Origin of the sequence: Aporhodopirellula aestuarii, from assembly GCF_023701485.1 — a bacterium.
Taxonomy (GTDB): domain Bacteria; phylum Planctomycetota; class Planctomycetia; order Pirellulales; family Pirellulaceae; genus Rhodopirellula; species Rhodopirellula aestuarii.
This window is the reverse complement of record NZ_JAMQBK010000012.1, coordinates 133,587-141,422: the sequence shown is the minus strand read 5'-3', so window position 1 is coordinate 141,422 and position 7,836 is coordinate 133,587. Positions and strand designations below refer to the sequence as shown.

The 7,836-nt window shown below is 53.7% G+C and carries 5 protein-coding genes and 1 pseudogene; 5 read left to right on the top strand and 1 reads right to left on the bottom strand.

Annotated elements, in window-relative coordinates; all coding sequences use genetic code 11:
* Nucleotides 1-619: pseudogene (locus NB063_RS03755) on the bottom strand (transposase); the annotation flags it as partial.
* 735 nt (nt 620-1,354) lie between these two features.
* On the opposite strand from NB063_RS03755, the gene NB063_RS03750 reads away from it, so the two are divergent.
* The 5 genes from NB063_RS03750 to NB063_RS03730 all read left to right on the top strand — a co-directional run bounded on the left by NB063_RS03750 (nt 1,355) and on the right by NB063_RS03730 (nt 7,583).
* On the top strand, nt 1,355-2,614 hold the full coding sequence (locus NB063_RS03750; protein WP_250927403.1) for a DUF1559 domain-containing protein: 1,260 nt from the start codon (nt 1,355-1,357) through the stop codon (nt 2,612-2,614).
* Nucleotides 2,615-2,748: 134 nt separating this feature from the next.
* A complete protein-coding gene (locus NB063_RS03745; protein WP_250927402.1) occupies nt 2,749-2,937 on the top strand; it encodes a hypothetical protein in 189 nt (62 codons plus the stop codon).
* Between the two features lie 192 nt (nt 2,938-3,129).
* Nucleotides 3,130-4,359 (top strand): DUF1559 domain-containing protein, encoded by a 1,230-nt coding sequence (locus NB063_RS03740; RefSeq protein WP_250927401.1) that lies wholly within the window; start codon nt 3,130-3,132, stop codon nt 4,357-4,359.
* An 88-nt stretch (nt 4,360-4,447) separates the two neighbouring features.
* On the top strand, nt 4,448-4,615 hold the full coding sequence (locus tag NB063_RS03735; RefSeq protein ID WP_250927400.1) for a hypothetical protein: 168 nt from the start codon (nt 4,448-4,450) through the stop codon (nt 4,613-4,615).
* Nucleotides 4,616-5,546: 931 nt separating this feature from the next.
* Complete coding sequence (locus NB063_RS03730; protein ID WP_250927399.1) at nt 5,547-7,583, top strand: hypothetical protein; 2,037 nt, start codon at nt 5,547-5,549, stop codon at nt 7,581-7,583.
* The last annotated feature ends 253 nt before the right edge of the window (nt 7,584-7,836 follow it).

The window sequence follows — 7,836 nt, the reverse complement described above, 5'->3', positions numbered from 1 at the left end:
GCGACGACTGCAGTCTGATCGCTACTCAAGCGAACCCCATCAAGCATCAGCACACACCAGCTCTGGGCCCCCAAGTCCTTGCCTCGCAATTCTTCGATGAACTTGTGGCCCACCTCTTTCCACAATCGCGAGACATTCGACCGGCTGACTCCCGGGGAATTCGGCTTGATGTCCTCAATCGATCGGCTGCTGACGCCGGACACGATCGCCTGGATGATTTGCGTCTGCAACTGACTGGGATCCTTCGCCACTCGATAAGTGGCCAGTTCGACTTCGTGACTGGCCCCGTCATCGCCCCTGCGCCGTACACGAGGCCGAACGACTTCTTCCCGTTCGCCCTCGTAAAGAAGGCGTCCGGGACTGGTTCCGGCTCGATAGTGATCACCCTCGCGCGGTGCGTGCTTGGGGCCACAGAGCTGTGTGACTTCAGCAGCGATCACTTCACTGACCATCTCGCGGACGTGGCCACGGATGNNTCTGACGCTGAAACTTGCCCAAGAGATTGCAAAAGACTAACTTCATTCATGATGGTCTCCCCGTCGGTTGCACCCGACGAAAATTGGAAAATTGCGAAGGGCAGATCCTGCCCTCCGGGAGACCATCTCTCAACTTTCAACAATTATTGGGACGCTTCCGCGAAGCCAGCCGCGATCAGCGGGCAATTTTTTTGACGCCCATTGACCCTATAGCCACACCTCTTCATCACGGCTATTCGGATTCGCATCATTCGAGCTGGCTACTCGAGATTCTCGACCGCACCCCGTCTCGATATCAACACGACCGAGCGGAGCGAACGGAAGGAATGCCCAATTTCCAACTGGGAATGCACCGTCTCCTGCATTGGATTGCCGTATTGCTGCGCCACATGAGAGTTTCTCTGTACCAATGAAACTTCGCCATGAAGTTGCCGATCCGCTTAAGCACAAGCCTCTCCTGCTGCTCATCACTCCTGTTGCTCATCGGGGACCAGGCGACCGACGAATCAAGTCGATTTTTGTGGACGAGCTAGCCTCCGCTTAGCCGCCGGGACCACCCCTGGAAGCACAGGACGTTCGCTAACAGCAACCATCGCTGCCCTCCAGCGGAGTCAAACACCATCCACCCCGCAGCACCGCTCATTTCTCGCGTCACCACCACCCGCGAAACGCTCAATCTGAAGCCCAGGTCACACAAAAAACCGCTTAAACCGCTAGAACGAATGAAAGTTTCGCAGATATAGACTTTTCGCAATAAATAAATCGAATCTTTGTTTAGATAAGCCAATCCGCCTCCATAAAAGGCCAGGCAACGGCCTAGGAACGTCCGTTAAGGGACGCACGCAAGCTTTTTAGCTATTTTTGGAGAACGAAAGATAATGGTCCAAAGACAAAGAAGATTGGGGTTCACGCTTGTAGAACTCCTCGTCGTTATCGCCATCATTGGCGTATTAGTGGGGCTTCTGCTCCCGGCCGTACAGGCGGCTCGCGAAGCAGCTCGACGGATGAGTTGCAGCAACAATTTCAAGCAAATCGGCTTGGCAGTACACAATTACCACTCCTCTTACAACCAAATCCCAACTTATTGCGCAGGGACGTTTGAGAACGGTGGGGACCCCAGGACCCCACCGACCGCGAACAATCTTTTTAACCTGAGCCACATCCCTGCGATCATGCCTTTTATGGAGCAGCAGGCGCTTTGGGAACAAATTTCCAACCCTTATGACACTGGAAATTCTGGCAATCCCAGTGAGATTATCCAGCCGTTTGGGCCCTACCCTGACTTGACCCTCGCGCATCACGCCGCCTTCGGTGGCTATGAACCTTTCCTGACCAACATTCCGACGTTGCGATGCCCGAGTGATCCAGGAGTCGGCCTTCCCGCCCAGGGACGCACGAATTACGGCGCGTCATTGGGTGACTCGTTTCTGCGGGCGGACGGTAGCGGGCTGAATCGCAGCGGTGAGGTTCCGTTCTCCGGCGGTCGATCCAGAGAATCTTGGACCCGGCAACAGGAAGGCGCTGGGCGTGGCTTCTTCAACGCTCGCTTTACAGGGCGGGCTTTCCGTGACATCACAGACGGTTTGGCCAACACGATTTGCATGGCTGAGATCATCACGGACCTTGGCGACAACGACAAACGTTCGACACCCGCTGGTGACTCTGCCGGTCCCGGATCTCGACGTTCTGGTGCGAACCTGCTCGGTGGCAATCACAACAAGTGCAAAGCTCTGATCGATCCCGAGCGTCCCCAGTTCTATGACTTCGGGCTTTCAAGTGGCTCGATCGGACGAGTCGGCGGAGCCGAGCACGGGCGTGGCTACAAATGGGCCGCGGGTATCTGTCTCTACACGGGCGTGATCGAAATGTTCCCACCCAACAGTGAGCTTTGCATTTCCAGAGACGCTCTTGGTGCCGGCCTTTTGCCCGCGGCAAGCCGTCACCAAGGTGGCTGCCACGTCCTGATGGCTGATGGAGCCGTGAAGTTTATCACCGACTCAATCGACACGGGTAACTCGCAAGACCCCAACGCTCGGGTTGTTGGAAATGGCGTGGACATTGGATCCGAAAGCCCCTTTGGTTTGTGGGGTGCCTTGGGTTCCTGCAAAGGCGCTGAAGTCATTGAAGAAGAGTTTTAGGTCAGGCAAGGCCTGGTCGTGGCAGACGCTCTCTCGTGCTTGAACGAGAGAGCTTTTGCGGGGCACTTTCACGGTGCCCTTCGCAATACGTTTCAGTCAATTTTACCCCCCCTTCTTAAGAGTGTTAAACGAATATGATGCGTTTTATTATGTTTTCCGCCGTGCTATGCGTCGCTAGCCTCGCAGTCTCAGGATGTGGCGGTAGCGGAGCAAGTGCACCGTCTGGGGACGAAATCTCAAACTTTGTTGCGGACAATCCAGAGATGATGGAAGAGACCAAGCGGTATCAGGCTGATCCCATGGATGACTCATTCGAGGAATAGCAAGTCAGATCGGGGAGACGATCGCTCGTACTGAGTCGACGACCGATTTCGGATTCGAGTGTCGTGCACGCTCGCTCTGACTTCACACGTTCGAGAAACATTTTCTATTTGGTAATCCCGAATGATGTTTCAAATGGCCGGAACCTAATACCGGTTCCGTTTTTTCCTTTTTAAATTTTCGAAGGTAATTTGATGAAAGCTTCTAGAACGAAGTACGGTTTCACATTGGTGGAACTGTTGGTTGTGATCGCCATTATTGGCGTATTGGTAGGGCTGCTCCTGCCGGCGGTTCAAGCAGCCCGAGAGGCGGCTCGCCGGATGAGTTGCAGCAACAATTTTAAACAAATCGGCTTGGCAATTCACAATTACCATTCCGCTTACAAACGGCTTCCCACCCACGGTGGCGGCACCATGGGAACCACCGAAACGTCTCCCATTAATTACGTGGACCGCTACCAGAGCGTCAGCGCTAGCAACGGAACGGCTCATAACAATTCGCAACTGAGCATGCTGGTTGGCATTACGCCGTTCATCGAGCAGCAAGCGATTTGGGAACAAATCTCCAACCCGAATAATGAGGGTGGAACTTGGCCTGCGATGGGACCGACTCCCGACACCCCAGCTTACGAACCGTGGGCCACAACGATTCCCGCGTTTCGTTGCCCGAGTGACCCCGGCAAGTCGCTTCCCGGACGCGGAACGACGAACTTCGCGTTAGGAAGAACCAACTACGCAGCGTGTTTGGGCGATTCGACTTGGATGTGTTCGATGTATGCTCATGCGGATATCACCGGCGGAACTGCCAGCGAAGCGGCGCAGCACAACCGAGCCGCGCAACGAGGCTTCTTCAAAATGTTCAACAACAAAGGCCGATTCCGCGATTGCCTCGATGGCCTCTCAAACACCATTGCGATGGGTGAGATCATCACCTATCTGCGAGACAAGGATATTCGCGGTAGCATCCGGCGAAGCGGTGGCGGCAATGACGACTCGATCGCGAGCCTTCGTGATAATCCGGAACTGTGCCGCGGAAAGATCAATCCCAACAAGCCGCAGTTCTGGAGCGCAAACCCAGACCGCGACACAAGATCGCGTGGTTTCCGCTGGGCCGACGTCAGCGTGATGTTTAGCGGGGCTCACACGATTCTGCCACCGAACAAAGAGCTGTGTGGTCGTCAGAATTTTGATGACTTGGTCGCCCTGGGCACCATGTCCAGCCAGCACCAAGGCGGCTGTCACGTCCTGATGGGAGATGGTGCTGTCAAGTTCATCACCGATTCCATCGAAGCTGGTAATTCACAAGCTGGCAACGTATGGCTTAACGGCACTGGTGCTCAAGCTCCGGGATCGAAGAGTCCCTACGGACTTTGGGGAGCTCTTGGAACCGCCGCCAGCAAGGAAACCATTGAGGAAGAGTTTTAGTATTTGACGATCCGTTGGATCAATCATCGCAGGACGTCACCACGTCCTGCGGTGTTTTTTTGTTCGCCTAATTGGATAGTGGATTAGAATGAAGAACTTGTTGATGTTATTGCTGGTGTTCGTGGGTTGCTCGTTCATGAGCGGTTGCGGGGGTGACGAGCCCACCGTGGCTACCGAAAATTTGACCGAAGCCGACCTCGAAGCCTATGAAGCAGAAAATCGAAGGCTGGAAGAAGAAACCGCGTCAGGTGGTTAGCCCACTAGCATTCGGTACGATGCTTCCATTTGTCGTGCCAGCCTAATCGCTGGCAATGTCAACCTTGGTCCATGCGGCCAGCAAAGAACATTTCGGGTGATCTTGTTCGTCGGCCTGCTTGGGTTGGAGCACACAGCCCAATGATGGTTGACCGCCTCAACTTTGAGGTGGTGCATGGCCTGACATGTGGCTCTTTTGAGTCGAGCAACTCGAAGATTCTCGGTGATCGCAAATGGGACCTCAGATCTCCACTATCCAGCATGGATTAGTGTGAAGATTCCACAATGAGCCGTCCGATGTCACGCGATCAGTTCGGCTGGGTCAAAGACTGTGAATTGACTTCCTGGTCCTTGAGCAAGTGGCCACCCGAATGCCAGTAACGCACACGGCGTGAACGCATGGAGCGTCGATTTGATTACTGCGGAACTTCAATAGTAGCGGAATGGCGCAAGCCGTCCGGTAACGCGGGACCTAACGGCGTGCAGGCTGCTGTTTTAATGAGCCGACGGCGCTAGCCGCGGGCCTAGCGGTGAGGACAAATTCATTGGAGGCCCGCAGCTAGCGCTGTCGGCTCACTAAACTTTTCGAAACAACAAGATCAACAGCCCACGAGCCCTCCGGTAAAGCGACCGGGCGACTCACACCGCTTAGACCCGGACATATTTCCAAACGCTTTCATAACTCATCGAGTGGTGTGGGCTCAAGGACCGAACACATCGCGACTTGTGACTCGCGTAGATGGTCGCCAAATTCAGTTCGCACATGAACGCAGCATCCATATCACTGCACCACAACATTGCGGCAGCGAAGTTGCTCAGCCGAAACTCCAACTGAATAACATAACATTCTTGCAGGCGTCCTCTCGCTGCACCATATCTTCCTCGCAGCGTACTTTTGTGGTAGTGCTGATCGATAGGATGAGTACATCCAAATGGGAAAGCTCATGAGCGAATCGGAGAACCATTACGATGCACCTGAGCCCCGTAAGCGTGATGAGCCAATTGGGTCATCGAAACTACGCCTACGGATCCGAGTCATCGTCGTGGCACTCGTCGCGGTGTTGATGCTGAATCTGATTGCGGCATCGAGCGTCAAAATGGCAACGGATCCGATTGAAACCCATAAGTTTTCAAAGCCTAACGCTCAATCACTGTCTTACAGATTTGGTCGACTGACCGCCTGGTGGACTCCGATCTCGGACCATCCCCCAAGCACGATCACAGCAATCAATACATCGGTCGAAAAGAGCAACATCCATCCAGACGATTACTCGGGCCCGGAATCTTGCAGCGAATGCCACGCTCAGAACTATGCATCCTGGGCAACTCACTCGCACCGGTTCATGAACGCTTACGCCAATGAGTCGACAGTCAAAGGCGACTTCTCTGGCAACTCCACGATCAATTATTTTGACGGACTTGGTGAGTTCTATCGGGAAGACGACGAATTTCGAATGAGGCTGACACGTGACAGCATCAAGCGTGTCTACACCATCAATCAAACCATTGGCTCAAGATTCACGCAGTACTATGTGGGAAAGATGATCCAGGGCCCCGAACCGGCGGATCATGATTTCTACAAAACCGATCACGTCCTGCCGTTTGGTTACTGGATGGATGAGCGTCAGTGGGTGCCGATCGTTCACGTCCATCAAATTGGAGATGATGATGCACTGACGCAGAAAGATGAAGATCAATGGCCTTCCGACCGGCGACTCGATCCGTTCTCGAAACCCGGTTTCGTGCCATACAGTGTATGCAATGACTGCCACACGACCTTTCCACTGGCGGATTTGTTTGTAAAAAGTCCCGATGTTCTTGGCATGCACTTCCCTCACAAAGCCCACTTTTCGGTATCCGACTACTTAACTGCGGAGCATCCAGCGGTCCTGGGAACTGAGAGGCGTCCGTCTGACATTCCGCAGAAAGAATTGATGGACATGATCGAAGTCACGAGAAAGTGGGAAGCTCCAGACAAGGCGGTCAACTTGGGAATCAGCTGCGAGGCTTGTCATATGGGCAACAAGGCGCATGTGATGGATAAACGCAACAAGCCGGACTTCTTTGTCAAAAGTCCGCACTTACGATTGGAAGGCTTGGAAGAAAAGGACTTTGGCCGCACGCATCTCAATGTCAATTACATGTGCGGTCGCTGCCATGCCGGGAGCCGCCCGATATACGCCGGCGGGATGGCCACTTGGAACTCCACCGAATACACCGATGCAACCCGAGGAAGCTGTTATTCCGAATTGAAATGCATCGATTGCCATGATCCACACACTGGCATCGGGAAAAAGTGGAAACCGACTCCGACGCAAGATGACCAGTCATGCATCCGTTGTCACGAGCAGTTCACAGACCCCGATGCTGTTCAGGCACATACGCATCACAAACTGGATTCCGGCGGGTCACGCTGCATGAATTGTCATATGCCGCGGATCAACGAAGGGATGCAGGATGTTGTACGCACACACACCATTTTCTCACCGACCAACAGCGCCATGATCGAGAAAAATCATCCCAACGCGTGCAACATGTGTCACACCGAACAGCCGATCGACTGGACACTAACTCATCTCGAAGAATGGTATGGGAAAACCTTCTCAGCAGAGAAGCTTTCCAAGTCGTATCCTGATCGCGATAGTCCCGTTGCGAAAGGTTGGCTCGCGAGCCGAAAATCGTCGGTTCGCTTGATCGGAGCAGACACACTGTTTCGGACAAAATCGCTCTGGGCAATCGACGAACTGGTTGATGCATTGGATGACCCCTTTTTGATCAATCGTCAGTTTGTCGGGCGAGGGCTGGAACAAATGCTGAACATCAACCTTGAGGACGTTGGATACCAATTCTATATGACCGCCGATGAACGACGTGAAGCTCTCGAGAAGTTGCGTGACGAAATCCAGGCACAGAAGTTGATGGAAGAGACTCCCGTCGCGCCAGCGGAAACCGACGCTGGCTCTGAATAAGCAGGTCTGCAGGAATCATCTGGCGAAACTGCCGCGAACTGTAGGCCGGACCGAGGCTTTGCGAGTTCCGGCNNATTGTCGTTATACCGAATCACTTCTACGTATCTGCTTAAGAGTGAATTCGCGGACGTCCGGCCGGTTTCAATGTATCCTGGTCGGACTGCACTGTTTGGCGAACACGCCCCGCAGCTCCGAAACGTTAAATCATACTTTACACCCCGCCAATTTTTGCTCGAGATAGATGACGTGTTCA